The following is a 22,640-nucleotide window of genomic DNA, read 5'->3' on the forward strand; positions in this document are numbered from 1 at the left end:
GCATGGCCGGGAATCAGGGCCCGCTCGCCGGCGTCTCCGTCGTCGAGATGACCGCCCACCGCGCGGGCCCGTTCTGCGGCGCGCTGCTCGCGGACATGGGCGCGGAGGTCGTGAAGATCGAACGGCCCGGCGCCGGCGACCCCGCGCGCTCGCAGGGCGTCGGTCCCGAGGGCAAGTCGGGGTACTTCATGGCGAACAATAGAAATAAGAAGTCGGTGACGCTCGACCTGAAGAGCGAGGCGGGCGTCGAGGCGGCCCGGTCGCTGCTCTCGACAGCAGACGTCTTCGTCGAGAACTTCGGATATGGTGTCACCGACAAACTCGGCATCGGTTACGACGACCTCCGCGAGCGCAATCCCGGGCTCGTCTACGCGAGCATCAAGGGCTACGGCGAGAGCGGGCCGTATAAGGAGAAACCGGGTCTCGACCTGATCCTCCAGGCCGAGGGCGGGATCATGAGCGTCACCGGGCCGGAGGGCGGTGAGCCCGTGAAGGTGGGCCAAGCCATCGGCGACCTCACGACGGGGATGTTCGCGACGATGGGCGTCCTCGCCCGGCTCTACGAGCGCGAGCGGGGAGGTGAGGAGTTCACCGGGAAGTTCGACGTCGGGCTGTTCGACTCCATCGTGACGCTCCTGAACGAGTACCTCACCGAGTACTCGATGGACGGGAGCGTGCCGGGCCCGCAGGGGACGAGCCACCAGACGCTCGTGCCCTACCAGCGCTTCGAGACGTCGGATGGTGCGCTCGTCACGGGCGTCCCCAGCGACGACCGCTGGGGCGACTTCGTCGAGCTACTGGGCCGCGAGGAACTCGCGGAGTTCCCAACCAACGACGATCGCCAGGAGCACGCCGAGGAGGTACTGGGAATCATCGAGGCGGAGTTCGAGACGGAGAGTACGGAATTCTGGCTCGACGCGCTCACCGAGTACGGCTTTCCCTGCGGGCCGATCAACGACGTCGCGGGCGTCGTCAAGCACGAACAGACCGCGGCGCGCGATCTGACGATCCCCCACGAGGACCCCGACTGGGGCGAGTGCCTGCTGCCGGGTCACCCGATCGATTTCGCGGGCTACGAGCCCAAAATCCGCGATCCCGCGCCGCAACTCGGCGAGCACACCGAGGAAGTATTCGAGGACGTGGCGGGCGATCAGACGACGTTGGAGGAGTGGACCGCGGGCGGCGCGTTCGGCTCCGATTAGGCCAGCGCCTCGGCGAGCTTTCTGACCGGGTGGGGCGGCTTCTCCCCGTATTCGTCGCCGATCTGGCTGCGACACGACGAGCCGGGGGCGACGACGCTCTCTCCTTCACTCTCCTCGATCTGCCCGAACAGCACGGAGCCGACCGCCTGGCTCATCGAGTAGTGTTCGGCCTCGTAGCCGAAGGAGCCCGCCATGCCACAGCAGCCCGAATCGAGCGGGTCGACCCGGTATCCCGCTCTCCTGAGAACGCCGACGGTGTGGTGGTCCTTCTTGATCGCCTTCTGGTGGCAGTGGCCGTGGTACGTGAGCGATTCGTCCGTCTCGGCGAAGCGCATCGCCTCGTCCAGACGGAACCGGTCTATGTACTCCATGACGTCGTAGGTCTTTTCGGCCACCCGTTCGACCGCATCTCCCGAAAGCAAGTCCAGATAGTCGAGTTGGAACATCACCGCATCGGAGGGCTCGACGACGACCACGTCCCAGCCGGCGTTGACGTCGGGCGCGAGCGCCGTAACGTTGCGGTCGGCCTTCTCCCGAGCGAGGTCGATCAGCCCCTTCGAGTGGGCGGGCCGCCCGCTGCCGGTGACGCCCTCGGGGATCTTCACGTGGACGTTCGCGGCTTCTAATACTCTGATCGCGGCCTTCCCCGCCTCGGTGTTGTTGTGGTCGGTGAACGTGTCCGGAAACAGGAGGACCTTTCTGTCCGCTTCAGCCTCGCTGACCTTCGGGCCGCGCTTTTCGTACCACTCGGTGAGCGTCTCGGACTCGAACGCCGGTAGCGTGCGCTCGCGGGCGATCCCGAGCACTTTCTCAGTGACGAGCCCCGATCCGGGAAGCGAACTCGCGAGGTTCGAGATCGGCGCGGTCGCGCTCCCGAGGTCCGAGAGCCAGTCGATCCGCGCGAAGACGCGAGAGCGAAGGTCGACCCCGTGGCACCGGTGGTACTCGTGTTCGACCTCGACCTTCATCTTCGCCATGTCGACCTCGCTCGGGCAATCGCGCGCACAGCCCTTACAGCCCACACAGAGGTCCATCACCTCGTGCATGAACTCCACGTCGAACTGCTCCTCCTCGGGCAAATCGCCGCTCATGGCCTGGCGAAGCATGTTCGCCCGCCCCCGCGTCGACGTGATCTCCTCGTGGGATGCCCGATACGTGGGACACATCACTCCGCCGGCGCCGTCCTGGCTGGTCCGACAGCCGCCACAGCCGTGGCACAGCTCGGCCATCCCCTGAAACCCGTTCTCGTTCTCCCAGTTGAGTTCGGGCTCGAAGCCCGCCTCGAACTCGTAGTCGGGGCCGAACCGCAGGTTCTCGCTCATGTCGAAGTCGCCACACACGGAGCCGGGATTCAAGAGCCAGTCGGGGTCGAACGCCGTCTTCAGGTCGCGAAAGACCTCCCAGAGGTGCTCGCCGTAGAGCTTCTTGTTCCACTGGGTTCTGGCTCTCCCGTCGCCGTGCTCTCCGGAAACCGATCCGCCGTACTTCACGGCGAGGTCCGTGGCGGCGTCCGAGATCGAGACCATCGTCTCGACGCCTTCCGCGGTCTTGGTGTCGATCAGCGGCCGGACGTGCATGCAGCCCGGTCCGGCGTGCGCGTAGAAGCTCCCGAACGTGTCGTGGTTCTCGAAGACCTCCTTGAACTCGGCGGTGTACTCCGGGAGGTGCTCGGGCGGGATCGCGATGTCCTCGATGAACGCGATGTGTTTCTCGTCGCCGGTCCGGGAGAGCAGGATCGGCGTCGAGGCCTTGCGCATCTTCCAGAAGTCCTTCTGTGTCTCCTCGTCGTAGGCCTCGTAGCCGTCGAAGGCGATCTCGCCGACGCGATCCTCCAACAGGGTTTCGACCCTCTCGCGGCGCTCCTCGTCGGAGTCGGCGTAGAACTCCACGAGGAGGAACGTGTCGGTCTCGTCGGGCAACATCCCGATGACGTCCTTGAACTCGTCGAGCCCGCGCGCGAGGTCGACCAGCACGCCGTCGAGCACTTCCAGCGCCGCGGGCTCGTGTTCGAGGATCGGGCCGACGTCCTCCATCGCCTCCAGTAGGCTGTGGTAGGTGAGCAGCCCCACGGCCTTGGTCTCGGGGATCGGTTCGAGCGCTACCTCGGCCTCGGTGACGATCGCCAGCGTCCCCTCGCTGCCGACGAGAAGGCGCGCGAGGTTGACGACCCCCTCCTCGGTGGCTCCCTCCCCGTGTGCCTCCTCCACCAGTACGTCGAGGTTGTAGCCCGAGACGTTGCGCTTCATGCTCGGGTAGCGCTCCTCGACGGCCTCGCACTCCTCGTCGAGGACCCGCACGACCTCCGCGTAGATCCGTTCGACGAGTTCGCCCTCGGGGTCGGCCCCCTCACGCAGTTCCTCGACGGCTATCTCGCCGAAGGTGTGGACCGAACCGTCCGACAGAACGGCCTCGCACTCCTCGACGTAGGCGTCCGTCTTCCCGTACAGAAGCGAGTGTGCGCCCGTCGTGTTGTTGCCGATCGCTCCCCCGAGGGCGCTGCGGTCGGCCGTCGAGGGATCGGGCGCGAACTTCAACCCCTCCGGTTCGAGCGCCCGGTTGAGTTCGCCGAGCGTGATTCCCGTCTGGGCGCGCGCCCGTCGCGCGTCGGGGTCGACACCCGTGATGTCGCTCATGTACCGGGTGAAATCCAGCACGACCGCCTCGTTGACCGCCTGGCCCGCGAGGCTCGTCCCGCCGCCACGCGGCAGCACGGGAATCTCGCGCTCGGCGCAGTATCCCATCACCGCCGCCACGTCGTCGGTCGACGTGGGGAAGACGACGCCGATGGGCGTGACCTCGTAGGCGCTGGCGTCGGTCGCGTAGAGCTCCCGGGAGTACTCGTCGAAGCGGACGTCGCCATCGACGCGGGCCTCGAGGTCGGCCACGAGGTCGGGGCGCTCGACGTCGCCGTTCGTGTAGTCGTAGTTCGCTCGGTCGTCGGTCGCGGGGTCGTGTCTGTCGCTCGTGGCCATGGTGAACTCTGTCTCCGTTGTCGTCGCCGTCGCCATCCGTCGCTCCGGTCCGACGTCCGTGATACCCGTCAGGCGCCGGCACGCCGGTTACGGATGTGGGGTAGTAACACGCGAATATAGGTGTTGTGACTGGACGTCTACGCGTCCGGTATCGCGCCAGCCTCGCGCAGTTCCTCGATGCGTTCGGCGGAATAGCCCAGCCGATCGAGGATCGCCTCGGTGTCCTCGCCCAAAAGCGGCGGCGCCTCCTCGAACCCGCTTTCTGCGTGCTCGAAGTTCAGCGGGTGTTCGAGGCTCGGGATCTCGCCCGCCGCGGGATGGTCGAGCGAGCCGACGGCCCCACGGGCCTCGACCTGGTCGTTCGTCAGCGCCTCCTCGACCTCGTAGACGGGACCGACCGGCAGGCCAGCCTCTTCGGCGAGCGCCTCGACCCACTCGTCGGTGGGGCGTTCGCGGAGCGTCTCCGATAGCTCTTCTTCCAGTTCGTCCATGTGCTCGACCCGGTCGGCGTTGGATTCGAACCGCGAATCGGCGAGGAGGTCATCCCGGCCGATCTCGGTGCAGAACGCCTCCCAGAGCTTCTGGTTGCCGCAGGCGACGTTCAGGTAGCCGTCGGCGGTGGGATAGCTCTGGTACGGCGCGAGCACGGGATCCTTGGTGCCCATTCTCGTCGTTTCCTCGCCGACGAACGCCTTCGCGGCCTGCTTGGTGAGCCACGGCAGCGACGCATCGAGCATCCCGAGTTCGACGCGCTCGCCCTCGCCCGTGCGCTCCCTCCTGTAAAGCGCGCCGACGATCCCGAAGGCGGCCCACATCGCCGTGATGAGGTCCGTCTGGGGCAGGCCGACCTTCACCGGGTCGCCCCCTTCCTCGCCGGTGACGCTCATGATCCCGCTCATGCCCTGGACCAGGAGGTCGTAACCCGGCCGGTCGCTCCACGGGCCCGTCTCGCCGAACGCGGAGATCGAGCAGTAGACGAGTTCGGGGTTGAGGTCGCGGAGGTCGTCGTAGCCCAATCCGAGCCGTTCGGCGGTCCCGGGCCGGAAGTTTTCAACTACTACGTCCGCCCCCTCGATCAGTTCCTTGCAGATGTCGAGCCCTTCCTCGCTCTTGAGGTTCAGTTCGACGCTCTGCTTGTCGTAGTTGACCGTCCAGAAGTACGGCGATTCCCCCTGATCGGCGGCCGAGCGGCCCGGTCCCTCGTATCCTTCGGTCGAGACGAACGGCGGCCCCGAGTGGCGGCTGTCGTCGCCCATCTCGGGGCGTTCGACCTTGATGACCTCCGCGCCCTGGTTCGCGAGCATCAGCGTCGCGAAGCCGCCGGTGACGAACGTCGTGAGATCGACGACGGTGACCCCCTCCAGTATTTTCTCCTGACTCGTGCTATCGGGTTCCATGACGTGGTGGTTTCGGGTTTCGCTATTAAGCGTTCCCGTCTCCCTCGGCGGGACGGGGTTACTCGAGGTCGGGCCGCGAGAGTTCGGTCTCCTTGGCGGTGATGACCTCGATCAGCGCGGGCGTGCCCTCCTCGGTCTTCTCGATCCCGCGCTCGATGGCGGCCCCCAGTTCGTCGGGATCCTCGACGCGCTCGCCGTAGCAGTTCAGCCCCTCGGCGACCTCGGCCCAGTCGCCGAAGAAGGGGGTGTCGTAGCCCGCCATCTCGAAGTTGTTCAGGTGGATCGAGAGGATCGGGATGTCCTCGCGGGCGGCGGTCTCCAGATCGAGGGCGGTCATCCCGATCGCGCCGTCGCCCCAGACGTTGATGCAGAGCTTTTCGGGGTTGACGAGCTTCGCGCCCATCGTCAGCCCCAGCCCGTAGCCCAGTTGGGTGGTCTTGCCCCAGCCGATGTACGACAGCGGCTCGGTCACCTCGAAGAACGGCGCGAGGAAGTCCCGCGGGTTGCCCGCGTCGTGGGTGATGACCACGTTCTCCTTGTCGACGATCTCGTCGAGTTCCCGAACCACCCGATACGGGTTGATCGGGGCGTCATCCGAGGTGAGTTTGGGCTCCCACTCGGCGAGCCACTCGTCGCGAACCTCCTCGATCTCCGCCGCGACGTCGTCGGCGCGCCCGCGGTCCTCGTCGACGCGGCCGTCGAGTTCCTCGACGAGCGCCTCGAGGGTGAGTTTGGCATCGCCCACGAGCGAGTGCTCGGAGACGACGTCCTTGTCGATGTCCGTGGGGTCCAGCGTCGAGTGGATGATGTCGGCGCCCTCGGGGGCGGTCAGCCCGTAGGCGGTGTCGGTAAAGGAACAGCCGATCCCGAAGACGACGTCGGCCTCGCGCATGAAGTGTGCGAGCTGACCCGGCTCGCTTTTACTGGCAGCACCCAGCGAGAGGCGGTGGTCCTCCGGGAAGGCGCTCTTTCCGTTCAGACTCGTCGCCACCGGCGCTTCGAGCGTCTCGGCGAGTTCTTTCAGACTGTTCCACCCCTTCGCGTAGTGAACGCCCTGCCCGGCGAAGATCACCGGGCGCTCGGCCTCGATCAGCATCTCGGCGGCCGTCTCGACGTCTTCGGGGTCCGGGCCGGAGCGCCGTTCTTTCGAGGGGGTGTACTCGAACTCCTCGCTGAGATCCGTGTAGAAGATATCCTTGGGGACCTCGACCACGGAGGGTCGGGGCCGGCCGTTGCGCGCCGAGCTAAAGGCCCGGCGCATCGTCTCGCCCACGGCGTCGGGGTCCGCGAGTTGCTCGCAGGACTTGCTGATCGACTGGTAGCTCACCAGCGAGTTGAACTTGGGATCGACGTCGGTCTTCGCCAGGTCGTAGCCCGCGGGGATCGCGACGATCGGCGCGGACTCGCCGTAGGCCTGGGCGACCCCGCCGATGGAGTTCTCGGTGCCCGGCCCGTGCTGACAGGCGAACGCGCCGACCCGATCGCCGGAGGTCAGCCGGCCGACAGCGTCGGCCATGTGGACCGCGGTCCGTTCCTGTCTCGTGATGATCTTTCGGATCCCGACCTCTTCCGCCGAATCCGTGTCGAACAGCGGGTTGCTCGGGAAGCCGAACAGGTACTCTACACCCTCCTCTCGTAGCGTCTGCGCGATCGCTTCGTTGACGTCCATGATGTCCTCACCGTTACGGTGACTATCCGATATGCCGTCCGACTATGTGATAAGAGTTACCAATTCTGTCAAGCCCGAGCGTGGATTCGTACACGACCGATGATGACGAACCGTCGGTCGGTCCGAAAGGTTCAACGTCGCGAGTGATACACTCACGCGCATGGCTGTATCCGATCTCGAAGCGCTGTACGTCCACGAGTCCGTCGAGAACGTGATCCCGAAGGAGGCGTTCGTCGAGGCCTTCTCGGACCTCTCCATTCCCGCGGAACTCGTCGGCGACGGCGAGACCTACGGGGAAACCGACGCCGTCGTCACCTACGTCCCCCGCCCGAAGTTCCTCGACGCCGGCTGGGTCCACTGTGCGCGGGCGGGCTACGACGCCTTCGACACCGAGGCCTACGCCGCAGCGGGGATCCCGCTGACCAACAGCTCGGGCATCCACGGCGCGACCGTCGGCGAGGTCGCGATCGGCTGTATGCTCTCGCTCGCGCGCCTGCTCCACGTCTACCGGGATCACCAGAACGAAACCCATTGGTATACCCCCGACTACGAACGCCCCTTCACCGTCGAGAACGAACGCCTCTGCGTCCTCGGACTCGGCACCATCGGCGAGGGGATCGCCACGCGGGCCGATGGATTGGGAATGGAGGTCGTCGGCGTGCGTCGGTCGGACGAACCAGTTCCGGGCGTCTCGGAGATCTACGACCCCGAGGAGCTTCACGAGGCCATCTCGGAGGCGCGCTTCGTCGCCATCACGCTCCCCCACACCCCCGAGACCGACGGCCTGCTCTCGACGGCGGAGTTCGAGGCGATGCGCGAGGATTCCTACCTCGTGAACGTCGCCCGCGGCCCGATCGTCGACGAGGACGCGCTCGTCGCGGCGATCGTGGACGGCGAGATCGCGGGCGCGGCGCTGGACGTCTTCGAGACCGAACCCCTCCCACCCGAATCGCCGCTGTGGGACTTCGAGGAGGTCATCGTCATGCCGCACAAGGGATCGGCGACCAACCGGTACCACCTCGACATCGCCGAGTTAGTGAAAGAGAACGTCGAGCGCTATCGATCGGGCGAGGAGCTTCGAAACCGCGTCGCCTGACTCCCTACCCGAGTCTGAGGACGACTACCACGAGACCCGCCGCGACCAGCGCGATGGCCCCGAGGGTCCCGAGCAGCACGGGGGCGCTGAAGTACGTCAGCAGCGCGCCCGCGAGCGCCGCCCCGCCCGCGCCGACGCCGAACATCCCGAGGTAGGTGTAGCCATAGGAGAGTCCGTGGACGTCCTCGGCGGCGTACTCGGCGATCACGACCTGGTAGATCGGCGCGGTCGCGTACAGACAGAAGCCAAGGACCGCACAGACCGCGAGAAACGGGACGACCCCGACGCTCGCCGCGGGCAGGAAGACGACCGCGAGCGCCGCCAGCGCCGTGAGCGTCGCCAACAGGGCGTACTCGGTCCTGACGTGGTCGGTGACCCGCCCGCCGGCGTACTGGCCGAGGATGCCGACCATCAGCAGGCCGGTGTAGATGTACTGGGCGGGTTCGGCCGACTGGCCCATGACGGTGTAGGTGCCGAACTGCGGGAGGTTCGCGATCATGTCGGGCATAAAGGTCAGCAAACCGCGGTAGTAGGTGCCGTAGAGCATGACGATCACGAACGCGAGGGCGAAACCCGTCGTGAAGAGCAGGCGGGAGTCGGCGACGACCGACCGGAGGTCGAAGCCGTCCTCGGCGTCCTCGGCGTCCTCGGCCTCCGACGGGGGCTGTTCGCCGCCGTCGGCTTGCTCGCCGCCGTCGGTCGCGGTCGCGGCCGTCTCGTCGAACTCGATCGACGAGCCCAGTATCACGACGACGACCGCCGGGACCGCGAGCGCGACGATGACGAACCGCCAGTCGAGGAAGATCAACAGGAGCGCCGCCAACAGGGGGCCGAAGGCGGTGCCGACGTTGCCGCCGACGCCGTGGTACGCGAAGACGGTCCCCCGTTCCTCGGCGCCGCGGCTGATCAGCGAGAGGCCGGCGGGGTGGTAGATGCTCGCCGCGGCGCCCCAGACGACGATCGCCAGCCCGAGCGTGTAGACGTTCGGCGCGAGCGCGAGCAGGAAGAAGCCCCCGCCCATCCCGACGACCGCGGCGACGATCAACCGGCGCGAGCCGTAGTTGTCGGCCAGTATGCCGCTCGGAAGCGCGCCGATCCCGATCAGCCCGTAGCCAACGGAGACGACGACCCCGAGGACGAACGCCGAGACATCGAAGACGTCGAGCCAGATCACGATGAACAGCGGGATCGACAGCTCGTAGGTGTGAAACACGCCGTGTGCGAGCATGGTGAATGCGGTGATCGACCTGTCGTTGCCGTTCATCCCACACCCCCTGAGGTGCGCCGCTCGTGTGCTCGTCTCATGGTGACGAAACGACTGTCGCGAACCCCCTTAACTGATGGCGTTCACGCGGACCTTTTTCCGCTCGGACTCGCTCTGCTCGTCCTCACGCAAAAATCTCCTCCAAAAAGCCGCACGTTCGGACCGAGATCGCTACTGTTCCTGGGCGTCCACCACGGCCACAGCGGCGAGGTTCACGATGTCGCGTGGACCTTTTTCCACTCGGACTCGCTGCGCTCGTCCTCGAGCAAAAATCTCCTCCAAAAACCCGACGCTCCGCCCGATTGCTACTGCTTTTGTGCGTCGACCACCGCCACCGCCGCGAGGTTCACGATGTCTTTCACCTCGTCGCCGCGCTGGAGGACGTGGACCGGCTTGTCCATGCCGACGAGCATCGGCCCGATGGCCTCCGCGCCGCCGAGGCGCTGGAGGAGTTTATAGCCGATGTTGCCCGCCTCGAGGTTGGGGAACACGAGCACGTTCGCCGGCTCTTCGAGGTCGGCGAAGTCGTAGGTGCCGTTGAGTATCTCCTCGACGACGGCGGTGTCGGCCTGCATCTCGCCGTCGACCGGGAAGTCGGCGTCGGGGTCGCGCCGGAGCATCCGCGCCGCCTCGCGGGGCTTGCGGGTGCCCTCGTTGTCGACCGATCCGAAGTTCGAGTACGAGAGCATCGCCGCCCGCGGCTCGACGTTGAACCGGCGAACGAGGTCGGCGGTGTGTCGGGTGACCTCGGCCAGCACCTCGGCGCTCGGGCTCTGGTTCACGGTGACGTCCACGCAGAAGACGATCCGGCTCTTGAACGTGAGCAGGTAGACGCCGGCGGCGTAGTTCGCGTCCTCCGCGGTGCCGATCACCTGCAGAGGCGGGCGCAGCGCCGACGGGTAGTGGTGAGTGAGGCCGGTCAACAGCGCGTCGGCGTCGCCGGTCTCGACCATGACGCTCCCGAGGTAGTTCGAGTCCCGGCGAACCATGTCCGCCGCCTCGCTGCGGGTGAAGCCCTTTCGCTGGCGGAGGTCGTAGAGGCGGTCCGCGTACTCGTCGAGTTCCGCCTCCGAGAGGTCGACCACGTTCGGCTCGAACTCCAGGCCGAGGTCGGAGACGGTGGTCCGGATCTCCTCGCGGTTCCCGATCAGCAGGGGCTCGGCGATCCCCTCCTCGCGCATCTGGAAGGCGGCGCGGATCATCTTCTCGTCCTCGCCCTCGGCGAGCGCCACCCGCTTGGGGTCGCTCTTGGCTTTGTTCAACACCACGCGCATCATCTCGCGGGACTTGCCCAGTCGGGCCTCGAGGCGTTCGCGGTACTCGTCGAGTTCGACCTCCTCGCGGGCCGCACCGCTCGAGATCGCCGCCTGCGCGACGGCGGGCGCGACCTCGAACAGCACGCGCGGGTCGACCGGCTTGGGCAGGATGTACTCCGACCCGAACTGCAGGGGCTGGTCGCCGTAGGCCTTGACGACCGCGTCGGGGACGTCCTGTTTCGCGAGGTCCGCGAGCGCCTCCGCACACGCCACTTTCATCTCCTCGTTGATCTCGGTGGCGCGCACGTCGAGCGCTCCCCGGAAGATGAAGGGGAATCCGAGGACGTTGTTGACCTGGTTGGGGTAATCGGAGCGCCCGGTCGCCATGATCACCGTATCGTCGCGGGCCGCCTTCGCGTCCTCGTAGGTGATCTCGGGGTCGGGGTTGGCCATCGCGAAGATGATCGGGTTCTCGGCCATCGAGCGGACCATCTCGGGGGAGACGATCCCGCCGATCGAGAGGCCGACGAGGACGTCCGCGCCCGCCATCGCGTCGGACAGATCGCCCTCGGGGACGTCGCGGGCGAACTGGCGTTTGTACTCGTTTACCTCCTCCGCGCGGGCCTCGGTGATGATCCCCGAGGAGTCACACATCGTGATGTTCTCCTCGCGGACCCCGAGCGAGACGTAGAACCGGGCGCTGGCGATCGCGCTCGCGCCCGCCCCCGAGAACACCACGTCGAGTTCGGAGACCTCCTTGCCCGCGATCTCCGCGGCGTTCAACAGCGCCGCACCGGAGATGATCGCGGTGCCGTGCTGGTCGTCGTGGAAGACCGGGATCGACATCTCCTCGCGGAGCGTCTCCTCGATCTCGAAACACTCGGGGGCCTTGATGTCCTCGAGGTTGATCCCGCCGAACGTCGGCCCCATCGCCTTCGTCGCCGCGATCATCGACTCGGGGTCCTCGAGGTCGAGTTCGACGTCGAAGACGTCGATGTCCGCGAAGCGCTTGAACAGCACGCCCTTGCCCTCCATGACGGGTTTCGACGCCGTCGCGCCGATGTCGCCCAGCCCCAGAACGGCCGACCCGTTCGAGATGACGCCGACGAGGTTGCCCTTCGCCGTGTAGCGGTAGACGTCGTCGGGGTTCTCCGCGATCCGCCGGCAGGGGCCGGCGACGCCGGGCGAGTACGCCAGCGAGAGGTCGCGCTGGGTGTTCGTCGGCTTGGTCGTCGCGATCTCGATCTTTCCGGGCGGGTCGGCCTCGTGGTAGTCGAGGGAGTCGTCCTCCAGTGACATACCTGACCGTCCACCGAGATCGACAAAAAGGTGTCGTCACGGGCAGAGCATGCGTTTCGACGATCGACGAACTCGCGGGATGAAAACAGCCATGATCCTGGGCCCGAACCGTTCGGTATGTCCATTGTCGACACGTTCGAGGGTACCCTCGACGGGCTGGCCGTCGAGACGACGCGCCTCGCACCGGAGGCGTTCGAGGACGCGCTGGAGGCGGTCGTCGACGAACCCGCCGTCGGGACGCCGCTTCCGATGGCATCGGTCTCGCTCGAGGGGACCTCCGTCGTGACCGATCCGACGCCGAGACGGCTCACGGAGGCGGTCACGGGCGTCACCGCCGCGTCGCTCGGCATCGCCGACTACGGCTCGGTCGTCCTCCCCTCGACCCCCGAGGGAGGCGAGCCGGTGAGCCTCTTCTGCGACCACCACGTCGTCGTGATCGACGCCGCCGACATCGTCCCCGACATGCCGACCGCGATCGGGCGGATGGCGACGACCCTCGCCGACGAGCGCGAGAGCGCGATCATCGCCACAGGTCCGAGCGCCACCGCCGACATGGGGGCGCTGGTTCGCGGCGCGCACGGCCCGAAGACCGTCCACGTGCTCGTCCTCGAACCATGAGCACGGACGAGAAAGCGGCCCACATCCGCCGGCTGCTCGACACCGAGGGCGACAGCGTCCAGGCCAATACGAGGGTGTTCAACCAGGGCCGGTACGCCGCCGTCGAGGACCTGGAGGACTACGAGGAGCTGAAGGACCGGGCCCGCGCGATCAAGGAGGACGCGATCGAGCGCCTGCCCGAACTGATCGACGACCTCACCGAAACCGTCGAGGACAATGGTGGAGAGGTCTACCTCGCCTCGGACGCCGAGGACGCGAACCGCTACGTCGAGGAGGTCGTCGGCGACGCGGAGACGCTCGTGAAGAGCAAGTCGATGACCAGCGAGGAGATCGAGTTCAACGCGGCCCTCGAGGAGGCGGGCGTCGACGTCTACGAGACCGACCTCGGGGAGTTCGTCATCCAGGTCGCCGAGGAGTCGCCCTCGCACATCGTCGGGCCGGCGATCCACAAGTCGCGCGAGGAGATCGCCGACCTGTTCAACCGCGAGTTCGACCCCGACGAACCCCTCGAGACCGCGGAGGAACTCACGACGTTCGCCCGCGAGTACCTCGGCGAGCGGATCGAGGAGGCCGACGTCGGGATGACCGGCGCGAACTTCCTCGTCGCCGAGAGCGGGACCATGCTGCTGGTCACCAGCGAGGGCAACGCCCGCAAGTGCGCGGTCGCGCCCGACACCCACGTCGCCGTGGCGGGCGTCGAGAAGATTCTACCGAAGTTCGAGGACCTCCAGCCGTTCATCGAACTCATCGCGCGTTCGGGGACCGGCCAGGACCTCACCTCCTACATGTCGCTTCTCACGCCGCCGGTCTCGACGCCCACGATCGAGTTCGGGAGCGACGAGCCCCTCTCGGAGGCCGAGGGCGACCGCGACTTCCATCTCGTGTTGATCGACAACGGCCGGATGGCGATGCGCGAGGACGAGGAGTTGAAGGAGACGCTCTACTGCATCCGGTGTGGGGCGTGTGCGAACTCGTGTGCGAACTTCCAGCACGTCGGCGGGCACGCCTTCGGCGGCGAGACCTATTCTGGAGGAATTGCCACCGGCTGGGAGGCGGGCGTCCACGGCCAGGAGAGCGCCGAAGAATTCAACGACCTCTGTACCGGGTGCTCGCGCTGCGTCAACCAGTGTCCGGTGAAGATCGACATTCCCTGGATCAACGAGGTGGTCAGGGATAGAATCAACCGCGGCGAGGCCCCCAGCGAGTTCGACTTCCTCGTCGAGGGACTGACCCCGGATGCCGAACCCGGCAGCGTCCCCCTGCAAAAGCGCTTCTTCGGCAACTTCGGTACTGTCGCGAAACTCGGCTCGAGGACGGCCCCGGTTTCGAACTGGCTCTCGGACCTCCCGCCGAGCCGCTGGGCTATGGAGCGGGTCCTCGGAATCGACAGACGGCGCGAACTCCCGCGATTCGCGGACGAAACCCTACAGGAGTGGTTCCTCGCCCACGAGGGGCTCCCGCCCGCCGACGCGGACCGCGAGGTCGTCCTCTATCCCGACACGTACACGAACTACATCAGCCCCGAACGCGGGAAGGCCGCCGTCCGCACGCTGGAGGCGCTCGGCGTCCGGGTCCTGCTGCCCGACCTTCCCGAGAGCGGGCGGGCACCCCTCTCGCAGGGGATGCTTTCGACGGCGAGCGAGCAGGCGGGCGCGCTCTATGGCGGCCTCGCCGAACACCTCGACGCCGGGCGGGACGTCATCGCCATCGAGCCGAGCGATCTCGCCATGTTCCGCGGCGAGTACGAGAAGTTCCTGCCCGAGGCGTCGTACGAGCGCCTCGCCGAGGCCAGCTACGAGGTCTGTGAGTACGTCTACGGACTGGTGGCGAACGATCCCGACGGGATCGACGTCCTTATGCGTGGGCCCGGTCGGGTGGCGTACCACAGCCACTGCCAGCAGCGCACGATGGGCCTCGAGGGGTACACCGAGGCGCTGCTCGAACGACTGGAGTACGACGTGCTCACCTCGACCGTCGAGTGCTGCGGGATGGCCGGCTCGTTCGGCTACAAGGAACAGTACTACGAGCTCTCGATGGACGTCGGCTACGAACTCGAGGACGAGTTCGAGGCGGCGGGCGAGCGCGACCGGACGGTGCTCGCGAGCGGCACCTCGTGTACCGACCAGTTGGACGCGCTGTTGGACCGAAAGCCGATGCATCCGATCGAACTGATCGCGCCGGGCCCCGAGTAGGGCCTCGTACTGTCGGTCATACCCCCATCCATCGGCCGGTGGCACCGCGGGACTCGTTCGCGCGGTGACCCGTCACATCAGGGACGTGCCGTTGAACGTCCCCTGACCGACAGTATCAGAAGGCGCCCGGGAACAGGACGTACGAGAACAGCAGCGCCCAGAACCCGACGAAGATCGCGTAGTAGACCAGTGGGATCAGGTTCAGACGCATGACCCGCCCCTCCTGGCCGACCAGCCCCACGGTCGCCAGCGCCGCGACGACGTTGTGGATGGCGACGAGGTTGCCGATCGCGCCGCCGACGGCCTGCGCGCCCACGATGATCTGTGTCGGCAGGCCGAGTTGCTGGGCGGCCTCGAACTGGAAGCCGCCGAACGTGATGTTCGAGACGGTGTTCGAACCGGCCATCGCCGCCCCGAGCGCGCCGATCAGCGCCGCGACCGCCGGGTAGATCGGTCCGAGCGCGTTCGCGGTCGCCTGCGCCAGCACGATGATCATGCTGCCGGCCTCGGGAGCGCCGGGATGGGCAGCGGAGTTGATCATCACCTGCACCATCGCGATGACGAACACCAGCGCGATGAAGGGCGCGACGATCTTCTCGGCGGCCTCGCGCCACGCGGCCGAGACCTGATCGCCGCTCATGCCGAAGATCGGGATCGCGATCAGCGCGCTGACCAGCAGCCAGAACCCGGGGACGTTCACCCACGCGATGCTGTTCGCGAGGCCGGTCCCGAGGATCTCCTGCCACTCGATGACGAACGCGGGCCGCTGGATGAACGCCGAGATCGGGTCGATCGCGCGCGTGATCACGAGCAACACGACCAGCAGGACGTACGGCGACCACGCCCGCAGCAGCGACATCTCCGATCCGACGACGCCGCCGTCCGCGACCGTCGCCTCGTCGGGCCCCCCCGTCGTCGCGCCGTTCTCGCCGGGTTCGATCGTCCCGACCCAGTGGCTCGGCCACTCGCTTCGCGGGGGAAAGTCCCAGTGGGACTCGGGGAGGAAGTAGCCCGCCTTCAGCGCGCTGACGACGATCGCGCCGCCGACCATCGAACCGATGAGCGACGGGAACTCCGCGGTGAAGAACCACGCCGACAGCCAGTAGGGGATCGCGAAGACGATCCCCGAGAACAGACACAGCGGCGCGACCTCCCAGGCGGGCGACAGCGAGCGCTCCTCGCGGTCACCGAAGAAGTACACCACCATCGCGACGGCGAACAGCGGCATCACGAATCCCACGAGCGAGTGGTAGGTCGCCGCCCACGCTGCCACCTGCTCCGAATACCCGGCGACCGAGTAGCCACCCTGAGCGATCTCGTCCTGGAACCCGGTCGAGGCCAGCGGGTCCTGGATGCCGACGATGATCGGCGTCCCGACCGCGCCGTACGTAACGGCGATGATGTGGCCGATGATGGCCGCGATGACCGCCGCCAGCGCCGGGAACCCGAGTCCCAACAGGAGGGGTGCGACGACCGCCGCGGGCGTCCCGAAGCCCGCCGCCCCCTCGATGAACGTCGCGAGGAAGAAGCCGAGCAAAACGATCTGCACTCGACGATCATCGCTGATGGTGGCGAAGCCGCGGTTGATGCGGTCGAACGCGCCGGCCTGCATCAGCGTATAGAGCAGGACCAGCGCCCCGAAGACGATCCAGAGGATCTCCAGTGCCGTCATCACCCCGACGATGGAGGCCGCCGCGAGCCAGTCGGGCGGCATGTTCCACGCGAAGAAGCCGACTCCGAGCGCGACGATCCACGCGATCGGCATCGCCCGTGTCGCCGGCCACAGCAGGCCGACGAGCAGTACCGCCACGACCAGTAGCGGCAGCGCGGCCAGAACGATCTCTAGTACCATACTCGATCACCGTCGTCCCGAACCCTCGTGGTCATTGTGAACAGCTCACGCCTACGTGTTCAACGGTTAGTAATAAATATGATGGTCGAGCCGTCCCGGCGATCGGGGAACACCGAGGGCGCGGAAAATCGAGCGACTACGCGAGCGCCGCCGCCACCTTCTCGATCGGGTGGGGCGGGTTGCCGCCGTACTCCTCGCCGATCTGGCTGCGACACGAGCCGCCGGGCGCGACAGGCGTGCCGCCGCTGGCGTCGATCTGGTCGAACAGGCGCTGACCGATCGCCCTCGAGAGGTCGTAGTGTTCGGCCTCGTAGCCGAACGAGCCGGCCATCCCACAGCACGTCGAGTCCAGCGGGTCGACCGCGTAGCCGGCCCGCCGGAGGACGCCCACCGCGTGGTGGTCCTTGTTGGTCGCCTTCTGGTGGCAGTGGCCGTGATACGTCAGGGGTTCGCCGGTCTCGTTCAGGGGAAGGTCCTCGACCAGCCGGTGGACGTCGAGGTACTCACAGATCCCGTAGGCGTGTGCGGCGACGCGCTCGGCCGCGGGCGAGGACAGCAGGTCGAGGTACTCGTCCTGGAAGACGACGGCATCGGAGGGCTCGACGACGACGATTTCGTAGCCGTCGTCGATGTAGCTCGAGAACTTCTCGACGTTGTGTCGGGCGCGCTCTTCGGCTTTGTCGAGCATCGACTTCGAGTAGGCCGCCCGGCCGCTGGGGCCGAGGTCGTCGGGGATCTTCACATGAATGTTCGCGGCCTCCAGCACCCTGATGGCCGCCTTTCCGGGTTCGGGGTAGCTGTAGTTTGTGTAGGTGTCCGGGAACAGGACGACCTTGCGGTCGGCCTCGGCCTCGCTCACGCGCGGGCCGCGCGCGTCGTACCAGTCCTCGAGGGACTCGCGGCGGAACGGCGGCAGTTCCCGGTCGGGGGCGATCCCGGCGACCTTCTCCATCGCTTTCCGCGCGCCGGGCACCTTCGTCCCGAGGTTCGAGACGGGCGCGAGCGCGCTGCCGAGTTTCGAGAGCGTGTCGATGTTGCCGAACACGCGCGCCCGGAGGCCGATCCCCTCGCGCTCGTGGTACTGGTGTTTCGTCTCGGCCTTGAGCTTCGCGAGGTCGACGCCCGTGGGGCAGTCGCTTTTACAGCCCTTACAGCCCACACAGAGGTCGAGTACCTCCTCCTGGAACCGCTCGGAGTACAGTTCCTCCTCGGGGAGGTCCCCCGAGATCGCCGCCCGGAGCATGTTCGCCCGGCCTCGGGTCGTGGCGATCTCGTCTTTCATCCCCCGGTAGGTCGGACACATCACGTCGTCCGTCTGTCGGCAGGTCCCACAGCCGTTACAGAGTTCGACGAGGTGGGAGAAGCCGCCCTCGTCGGTGAAGTCCAGCTTGGTCTGGGGCTCGATCGACTGGTAGCCCGCGCCGTAGCGGAGGTTCTCGCGGTTGTCGGCGCCGACGCCACGGTCGTTCTCGGGTCCGGGGTCCTCGGGGCCGTCGCGGTAGACGACGTTGCCGGGATGCATCAGCCACTCGGGGTCGAACGCCGTCTTGAGCTCCTTGAACGCGCCCCAGAGGTCGTCGCCGAACATCTTCGGGTTGAACTCCGTGCGGGCCATCCCGTCGCCGTGTTCGCCCGAGAAGGCGCCGTGGTGCTCGACCACGAGATCTGTGATGTCGTCGGTGATCGAGTGCATCGTCTCGATTCCGTCCTCCTCCTTGAGGTTGAGGATCGGCCGGATGTGAAGCGTCCCCGACCCCGCGTGCGCGAAGTACGCCGCCGAGGTCCCGTGGTCCTCGAGGACCTCCTTGAACGACTGGACGTACTCCGCCAGTTCCTCCGGGGGAACCGTCGCGTCCTCGATGAAGGGGTAGGGTTTGGGGTCGCCCTCGAGGCTCATCAGCAGAGGGATCGCCGCCTTTCGGAGCTTCCAGATCTTCCCCTGGTCCTCCTCCGTGTAGGCCTCGAGCACGTCGAAGGCGTCGCCGTTCTCGACGAACCGTTCGTTGGTCTCACCGATCGCTTCCTCGAAGTCATCGACCATCTCGGAGTCGTATTCGAGCATGATCGCGGCCTTCGCACGCTCGGGAATCGGCTCGACGTACTGCGCGTAGCCGTCGGATTCGGCGGCCATACGGAACACCTCGTCGTCCATCAACTCGACGGCGCTGACGTCGTACTCCAGCGCCTGGGGGACCGCCTTCATCGAGTCGACGAGGTCGTCGAAGAAGTACAGCGCGAGCGCCGTCTCCTCGGGGACCGTGACGAGGGAGATCTCGGCCTCGACGACGACCCCCAGCGTGGATTCTGCCCCCACGAGCAGCTTCGAGAGGTTGATGACCTCCTCGTCGTTCTCGTTCTCGTAGATCACCCGGTTGAGGTTGTACCCCGAGACCACCCGCTTGAGTTCCGGGTAGCGCTTCTCGATCTCCGCCTCGTTGTCCTCGACGAGCCCCCGGACCGTTCGGTAGATCTCGGCCTCCCGGTCGTCCTTCGAGACGATCCCCTCGTACTCGGGCGAGTCGAGGACGATCTCTCGGGTGTGGATCTCGGTTCCGTCCGAGAGGATCACGTCGAGTTCCTCGGTGTAGGCGTCGGTGATCCCGTACCTGACGGAGTGCGCGCCGGTCGAGTTGTTGCCGATGCCGCCGCCGATGGTCGCGCGGTTCGAGGAGGCCGGGTCGGGCGCGAACTTCAGGCCGTACTCCTTGGCGGCCTCGTCGAAGTGGTCCTGGACGACTCCGGGCTGGACGCGCGCCCGTTTTTCCTCGAGGTCGATCTCGAGGATCTCGTCCATGTAGGTCGTCATGTCGAGGACGACACAGCCCGGCCCGACGCCCTGACCGGCCAGCGAGGAGCCCGCTCCGCGAGCCATGATCGGCACGTCGTGCTCGGCGGCGACCTTCACCGCGTAGCGCACGTCGTCCCGATCCCGCGGATGGACCACCCCGGCCGGTCTGGCCTTGTAGATGCTGCCGTCGGTCGCGTAGAGCACCTGGGCGTACTCGTCGAACCGGACCTCGCCGTCGACGACGGCCCGCAGATCCGCCGCGAGTTCCGCGTACTCCGCGGCGTCCGGATGCTCGTGACCCTGCGCCTCCCGATACCGTTCGAAATTGCTCAGATCCCCGTGGGGCTTTTCGACGGCCATTGACTTCCGCTCGGTGGTTGATGGTGATAAATACTGTGTTCGATGAACCCACCCACGGGCAGCCGACCCACGGATTTAAGGGGCCGCTGGTCGGGTGTGAACGCATGGAACTCATCCATATCAATATCAACGTCGCGGACGCCGAGGAGACCATCGCCTTCTACGAGCAGTTCGGCTTCGAGGAGTCCTGGGAGTTCGAGACGCCCGACGGAGAGACCCAGAACAGGTACATCGCCGACGAGAACGGGATCGAACTCCAGCTTTCGGACACCGACGGCGAGAAGGAGTTCGAACCCGGCACGGCGTGGGATCACCTCGCGATCGGCGTCGACAGCGTCGACGAGGTCTTCGAGGGAATCGACCACTACGGCGTCGACAAGGAGCCCGGCGACCAGCCCGAGGCCGGCGCGCGGACGGCGTTCGTGCGCGATCCCGACGGCCGGCGGGTCGAACTCGTCGAGTCGCTGGACTAGCGGGACGGCAAAAAGAATCGAAAACTGGACGCCGCGTTTTAGAGGATGTCGGCGGCTTCCGCCTTGTCGACGATGTCCTGGGCCATCTTGTTGGTCGCCTCGTCGACCATCTGGCCGTCGACCTTCACCGCGCCCTTGCCCTCCTCCATCGCCTGGGCGTACTCCTCGACGATCCGCTCGGCGCGTTCGGCCACGTCGGGATCGGGCGCGAAGATCTCGTTTGCGATCTCGATCTGGCTGGGGTGGATCGCCCACTTGCCGTCGCAGCCGAGCATGTTCGCGTTGTTACACGAGTCGCGAAAGCCCTGCTCGTCCTCGATGTCGGCGTACGGACCGTCCAAACAGGGGAGGCCGGCGCTCTTCGCGGCGGCGTTGCACTCCGAAAGCGCGTGATGCCAGTAGTGGCCCGGGTAGTCGGGGAACTGCCCGATGTCCAATCCTGGAGTTCCCATCGCCGCCGAGTAGTCGCCGGGGCCGAAGATGATGCTGGAGAGGCGATCGCTCGCGTGGGCGATCTCGTGGACGCTGTGCATTCCCTCGCCGTCCTCGATCTGGGGTTCGAGGCCGATCGCGCCGACCTCGAGGCCGGCGTTCTCCTCGACCTGCGCGAGCAGGTTCTCGACGGTGTGGATGTCGCTCGCGCCCTTGACCTTCGGGATGATGATGTCGTCGATGTGCTCGCCGGCCCCGGTAACGACCTCGATGACGTCGTCGTACCACCACTTGGTGTCGATCCCGTTGATCCGATAGCTGAGGACCTTGCCGCTCCAGTCGTGGCTCTTGGCGGCGTCGATCAGCGGTTCGCGGGCGTCGGGCTTCGCGTTCGGGGCGACGCTGTCCTCGAGGTCGAGGAACACCTCGTCCGCGTCGCTGTTCGCGGCGCTCTCCATGAACTTCTCGTCGCTCGCCGGTGTCGCTAGCTGTGTCCGCCGCAGTGTCACGTCGCTCATAGCTGGTTCACGTCCGTTCGCTACTGAACGAGGATGGCTCATAAAGATATCCCCGCAACCCGTCGGACGGCCGCCTCTCGGGCGATCGCTCGGGTTCACAGCTCTCGAACGCCGACTCACGAATCGATCGTCCAACTATACTCGTATTAACTCCGTGTTCGTAGATTTTTTCCCGTCACAGTGGTGGTGTGTACCGATCAGCACGCCCACGGCGAGCGGGTGGAACAGCGACCACCTGTTCACCTGCTGTGAACAGATCGTCTTTCAGATGGGAAGAAATATTACGATGGATGAACGACGGGACGGGAGAGCCGATCCAGCGGACGGGTCGGCGCCGGGTTCGATCAGGGGTTCCGTCGGACGACCTATTCGTTCACCTCTGTAGAACGACCGTCCGACCTGTAGAACTATTAGGGCCGGCGCGGTAGTCGGTGCCATGAGCACGGACGAGCCGACGACGGTGCGGGCGACCGAGACGAGCTTTCGGATCCTCGATGCGCTGCGAGCGCTCGACGGCGCCGGCGTGACCGAACTCGCGAGCCACCTCGACCTCCCGAAGAGCACGGTCCACAACCACCTCCAGACCCTTCGACGAAACGAGTACGTCACCAAACACGGCGCCGAATACGACGTCGGACTCCGGTTTCTCCAACTCGGGGAGTACGCGCGCGACCGTCGGCGGATCGCCACCACCGGCCCGCCCGAGATCGACAAACTCGCCGAGGAGACCCGCGAGATGGCGAACTTGCTGGTCGAGGAGCACGGCCGCGGGGTGTTCCTCTACCGGGCGAAGGGTGCGGACGCCGTCCACATGGACACCCACGCCGGAAAGCGGGTCTACCTCCACACGACGGGGTTCGGGAAGTCCATGCTCGCTCACCTCCCCGACGAACGCGTCGAGGCGATCCTCGACCGCCACGGCCTCCCGAGCATTACCCCGAACACGATCACCGATCGCGAGACGCTCATGGACGAACTCGAAACGGTCCGCGAACGCGGGTACGCCTACGACGACGAGGAGCGACTGGAGGGGCTGCGCTGTATCGCCGCCCCGATCGTCGTCGACGGCGACGTCCTCGGTGCGGTGAGCGTCTCGGGGCCGAAGAGCCGCATGTCCGGGGAGTGGTACACCGACGAACTCCCCGCCCTGACGATGAGCGCGGCGAACGTCATCGAGATCAACAGCACCTACGCGTAGATTACACGAGTACGATTGTAATAGTATATTTCTCCGTCAGTGATTCATATTGCT

At 66.5% G+C, this 22,640-nt stretch carries 14 protein-coding genes; 6 read left to right on the forward strand and 8 right to left on the reverse strand.

Annotated features, from left to right (window positions below; translation table 11 throughout):
* Window positions 1–2: 2 nt before the first annotated feature.
* A complete protein-coding gene (locus QRT08_RS02065) occupies window positions 3–1,202 on the forward strand; it encodes a CaiB/BaiF CoA transferase family protein (RefSeq protein ID WP_286044032.1) in 1,200 nt (399 codons plus the stop codon).
* Here QRT08_RS02065 and QRT08_RS02070 read toward each other — a convergent pair.
* The 3 genes from QRT08_RS02070 to QRT08_RS02080 form a co-directional block, all read right to left on the reverse strand.
* Window positions 1,199–4,174: an FAD-binding and (Fe-S)-binding domain-containing protein gene (locus QRT08_RS02070; protein ID WP_286044033.1), complete on the reverse strand. Its 2,976-nt coding sequence runs from the start codon at window positions 4,172–4,174 to the stop codon at window positions 1,199–1,201. The two genes, QRT08_RS02065 and QRT08_RS02070, sit on opposite strands and share 4 nt — an antisense overlap.
* 137 nt (window positions 4,175–4,311) lie before the next feature.
* Window positions 4,312–5,571 (reverse strand): CaiB/BaiF CoA transferase family protein, encoded by a 1,260-nt coding sequence (locus QRT08_RS02075; protein ID WP_286044034.1) that lies wholly within the window; start codon window positions 5,569–5,571, stop codon window positions 4,312–4,314.
* A gap of 58 nt (window positions 5,572–5,629) precedes the next feature.
* Window positions 5,630–7,240, reverse strand: coding sequence for a thiamine pyrophosphate-requiring protein (locus tag QRT08_RS02080; protein WP_286044036.1), 1,611 nt, complete (start codon window positions 7,238–7,240; stop codon window positions 5,630–5,632).
* Window positions 7,241–7,400: 160 nt separating this feature from the next.
* Between QRT08_RS02080 and ddh the strand changes: the two genes are divergently transcribed.
* Window positions 7,401–8,336: a D-2-hydroxyacid dehydrogenase gene (ddh, locus tag QRT08_RS02085; protein WP_286044037.1), complete on the forward strand. Its 936-nt coding sequence runs from the start codon at window positions 7,401–7,403 to the stop codon at window positions 8,334–8,336.
* Between the two features lie 4 nt (window positions 8,337–8,340).
* On the opposite strand, the gene QRT08_RS02090 is transcribed toward ddh, so the two are convergent.
* Window positions 8,341–9,600, reverse strand: coding sequence for an MFS transporter (locus QRT08_RS02090; RefSeq protein WP_286044039.1), 1,260 nt, complete (start codon window positions 9,598–9,600; stop codon window positions 8,341–8,343).
* A gap of 305 nt (window positions 9,601–9,905) precedes the next feature.
* Window positions 9,906–12,155, reverse strand: a complete 2,250-nt coding sequence (locus tag QRT08_RS02095) for an NADP-dependent malic enzyme (protein WP_286044040.1) — start codon at window positions 12,153–12,155, stop codon at window positions 9,906–9,908.
* 117 nt (window positions 12,156–12,272) lie between these two features.
* Between QRT08_RS02095 and QRT08_RS02100 the strand changes: the two genes are divergently transcribed.
* Window positions 12,273–12,773: an LUD domain-containing protein gene (locus QRT08_RS02100; protein WP_286044042.1), complete on the forward strand. Its 501-nt coding sequence runs from the start codon at window positions 12,273–12,275 to the stop codon at window positions 12,771–12,773.
* Window positions 12,770–14,965: an LUD domain-containing protein gene (locus tag QRT08_RS02105; protein ID WP_286044044.1), complete on the forward strand. Its 2,196-nt coding sequence runs from the start codon at window positions 12,770–12,772 to the stop codon at window positions 14,963–14,965. Before QRT08_RS02100 ends, QRT08_RS02105 begins: the two co-directional genes overlap by 4 nt.
* A 115-nt stretch (window positions 14,966–15,080) precedes the next feature.
* On the opposite strand, the gene QRT08_RS02110 is transcribed toward QRT08_RS02105, so the two are convergent.
* Together QRT08_RS02110 and QRT08_RS02115 are read right to left on the reverse strand one after the other, a co-directional pair.
* On the reverse strand, window positions 15,081–16,817 hold the full coding sequence (locus tag QRT08_RS02110; protein ID WP_286044046.1) for an L-lactate permease: 1,737 nt from the start codon (window positions 16,815–16,817) through the stop codon (window positions 15,081–15,083).
* Between the two features lie 136 nt (window positions 16,818–16,953).
* Window positions 16,954–19,965, reverse strand: a complete 3,012-nt coding sequence (locus tag QRT08_RS02115; RefSeq protein WP_286044047.1) for an FAD-binding and (Fe-S)-binding domain-containing protein — start codon at window positions 19,963–19,965, stop codon at window positions 16,954–16,956.
* Window positions 19,966–20,069: 104 nt separating this feature from the next.
* On the opposite strand from QRT08_RS02115, the gene QRT08_RS02120 reads away from it, so the two are divergent.
* Window positions 20,070–20,438 (forward strand): VOC family protein, encoded by a 369-nt coding sequence (locus tag QRT08_RS02120; protein ID WP_286044049.1) that lies wholly within the window; start codon window positions 20,070–20,072, stop codon window positions 20,436–20,438.
* 38 nt (window positions 20,439–20,476) lie between these two features.
* Here QRT08_RS02120 and QRT08_RS02125 read toward each other — a convergent pair whose 3' ends face one another.
* On the reverse strand, window positions 20,477–21,388 hold the full coding sequence (locus QRT08_RS02125) for an HpcH/HpaI aldolase/citrate lyase family protein (RefSeq protein ID WP_286044051.1): 912 nt from the start codon (window positions 21,386–21,388) through the stop codon (window positions 20,477–20,479).
* 436 nt (window positions 21,389–21,824) lie between these two features.
* On the opposite strand from QRT08_RS02125, the gene QRT08_RS02130 reads away from it, so the two are divergent.
* Complete coding sequence (locus tag QRT08_RS02130) at window positions 21,825–22,586, forward strand: IclR family transcriptional regulator (protein WP_286044052.1); 762 nt, start codon at window positions 21,825–21,827, stop codon at window positions 22,584–22,586.
* The last annotated feature ends 54 nt before the right edge of the window (window positions 22,587–22,640 follow it).

The organism is Halalkalicoccus sp. NIPERK01 (assembly GCF_030287405.1).
GTDB lineage: Archaea > Halobacteriota > Halobacteria > Halobacteriales > Halalkalicoccaceae > Halalkalicoccus.

Excerpts from the sequence above, each read along its gene's own strand:
- QRT08_RS02080 (WP_286044036.1), bottom strand. The coding sequence starts at position 7,240 with ATGGACGTCAACGAAGCGATCGCGCAGACGCTACGAGAGGAGGGTGTA.
- QRT08_RS02105 (WP_286044044.1), top strand. The coding sequence starts at position 12,770 with ATGAGCACGGACGAGAAAGCGGCCCACATCCGCCGGCTGCTCGACACC.
- QRT08_RS02070 (WP_286044033.1), bottom strand. The coding sequence starts at position 4,174 with ATGGCCACGAGCGACAGACACGACCCCGCGACCGACGACCGAGCGAAC.
- QRT08_RS02115 (WP_286044047.1), bottom strand. The coding sequence starts at position 19,965 with ATGGCCGTCGAAAAGCCCCACGGGGATCTGAGCAATTTCGAACGGTAT.
- ddh (WP_286044037.1), top strand. The coding sequence starts at position 7,401 with ATGGCTGTATCCGATCTCGAAGCGCTGTACGTCCACGAGTCCGTCGAG.
- QRT08_RS02100 (WP_286044042.1), top strand. The coding sequence starts at position 12,273 with ATGTCCATTGTCGACACGTTCGAGGGTACCCTCGACGGGCTGGCCGTC.
- QRT08_RS02125 (WP_286044051.1), bottom strand. The coding sequence starts at position 21,388 with ATGAGCGACGTGACACTGCGGCGGACACAGCTAGCGACACCGGCGAGC.
- QRT08_RS02120 (WP_286044049.1), top strand. The coding sequence starts at position 20,070 with ATGGAACTCATCCATATCAATATCAACGTCGCGGACGCCGAGGAGACC.
- QRT08_RS02130 (WP_286044052.1), top strand. The coding sequence starts at position 21,825 with ATGAGCACGGACGAGCCGACGACGGTGCGGGCGACCGAGACGAGCTTT.
- QRT08_RS02065 (WP_286044032.1), top strand. The coding sequence starts at position 3 with ATGGCCGGGAATCAGGGCCCGCTCGCCGGCGTCTCCGTCGTCGAGATG.
- QRT08_RS02090 (WP_286044039.1), bottom strand. The coding sequence starts at position 9,600 with ATGAACGGCAACGACAGGTCGATCACCGCATTCACCATGCTCGCACAC.
- QRT08_RS02075 (WP_286044034.1), bottom strand. The coding sequence starts at position 5,571 with ATGGAACCCGATAGCACGAGTCAGGAGAAAATACTGGAGGGGGTCACC.
- QRT08_RS02095 (WP_286044040.1), bottom strand. The coding sequence starts at position 12,155 with ATGTCACTGGAGGACGACTCCCTCGACTACCACGAGGCCGACCCGCCC.
- QRT08_RS02110 (WP_286044046.1), bottom strand. The coding sequence starts at position 16,817 with ATGGTACTAGAGATCGTTCTGGCCGCGCTGCCGCTACTGGTCGTGGCG.